This window comes from Actinomycetota bacterium, assembly GCA_005774595.1.
Lineage (GTDB): Bacteria > Actinomycetota > Coriobacteriia > Anaerosomatales > D1FN1-002 > D1FN1-002.
This window is the reverse complement of the sequence record VAUM01000435.1, coordinates 1-1,330: the sequence shown is the minus strand read 5'-3', so window position 1 is coordinate 1,330 and position 1,330 is coordinate 1. Positions and strand designations below refer to the sequence as shown.

Below are 1,330 nucleotides of genomic sequence, written 5' to 3'. Positions count from 1 at the left end.
GTCCTGCTGCGCGGGATCGACGCGCCGCAGCTCGACTTGGTCGTCGTGTGGCCAAGGCAGCCCGTGCCCACGGCCGCCGCATACCGCGCGTTCGACGCCGCACCGTCGCCCGTCCAGCCGTCCCCTGACGCGCTGCTCGCAGCCCTCGAGTCGGCCGACCGGACCGGCGTCGCCGCGCACCTGTTCAACGTGATGACGTCCGCCTCGGCGGGGCTCGTCCCGGTCATCGCCGACGCGCTCGCGCTCGTCGGCGCCATGGACGGCGTCGAGGGCGCGGCGATGTGCGGCTCGGGGTCGGCGGTGTTCGGCATCACAGCTGGTCAGCGAGCCGCCGAGCGATGCGTGGCAGCCGCCCGCGCACGCGGTTGGTGGGCCGTCGCGACCCGCACCGCCGTTCGTCGCGGTACGGTTGTTGCTTCCTCGGCAGGTGACGGAGGGGCGGCGTAGAATACGCCATCGGTGCGGCGCGGACACGGGCGCCGCGCCACGCGGCTCGCACCGCGGGAACCGGCGAGGGGACCGATGAAGATCACGAAGGTGTCACTGCGGCCCGTCTCGATGCGCAAGGTGTGCGCGATCGCGAGCATCGTCATCGACGACGCCGTCGTCGTCCACGACCTGCGGGTGGTCGACGGCGAGAAGGGCCTCTTCGTCGCGATGCCCTCGCGCAAGCTGCCGAACGGCGACTTCCGCGACGTGGTGCACCCCGTCAGCGCCGAGGCCCGCGTCGTCATCCAGGACGCCGTCCTCGAGCGCTTCGCCGCGGAGGGCGGCATCGGCGCGTTCCGCGACCGTGCAGCAGACGAGGCCCAACCCGCGAGCTGACGCTTCCGCGCGCATCTCTGCTGCGTGCCCTCGGCGAGAGCCGCCGCCTCTGCGCGTGCCCCGCGCACCCCTGCGCTACACTATCGGGTGCTCTTGATGGGGTGTCGTCCAATGGCAGGACTCGGGATTTTGGTTCCCGCTATCGAGGTTCGAATCCTCGCACCCCAGCCATACCTGACCCTACGTGCCGGGAGAGTCGCGAAGTTGAGCCCGTCCGCCATCATCCTCGCCGCCGGCGAGGGCAAGCGCATGAAGTCCGACCTGCCGAAGGTGGCGCACGCCATTCTCGGGCGCCCGCTCGCGGGCTGGGTCGTCGCTGCGGCGCGCGAGGCCGGGGCCGAGGACGTGGTCGTCGTCACCGGACACGGCGCGGACAAGGTCGAGCCGCTCCTGGGCGGTGTGCGCTTCGCTCGTCAGGAGCAGCAGCTCGGCACCGGCCACGCCGTGCAGTGCGCCGAGTCCGCGATGGGCGGCCGCGGCGGCTCGGTCGTGGTGCTGGCGGGCG

Annotated in this window: 2 protein-coding genes and 1 tRNA gene; all 3 read left to right on the top strand. The window is 72.6% G+C overall.

Annotated elements, in window-relative coordinates; translation table 11 throughout:
- Positions 1–522: 522 nt before the first annotated feature.
- Positions 523–825, top strand: a complete 303-nt coding sequence (locus FDZ70_10770; protein TLM65836.1) for a hypothetical protein — start codon at positions 523–525, stop codon at positions 823–825.
- 97 nt (positions 826–922) lie between these two features.
- Positions 923–996, top strand: a tRNA-Gln gene (locus FDZ70_10765).
- Between the two features lie 33 nt (positions 997–1,029).
- A partial coding sequence (locus tag FDZ70_10760) for a bifunctional N-acetylglucosamine-1-phosphate uridyltransferase/glucosamine-1-phosphate acetyltransferase (GenBank protein TLM65835.1) occupies positions 1,030–1,330 on the top strand: 301 nt, incomplete at its 3' end.

Coding starts and splice junctions, on each gene's coding strand:
- FDZ70_10770 (TLM65836.1), top strand. CDS start 523: ATGAAGATCACGAAGGTGTCACTGCGGCCCGTCTCGATGCGCAAGGTG.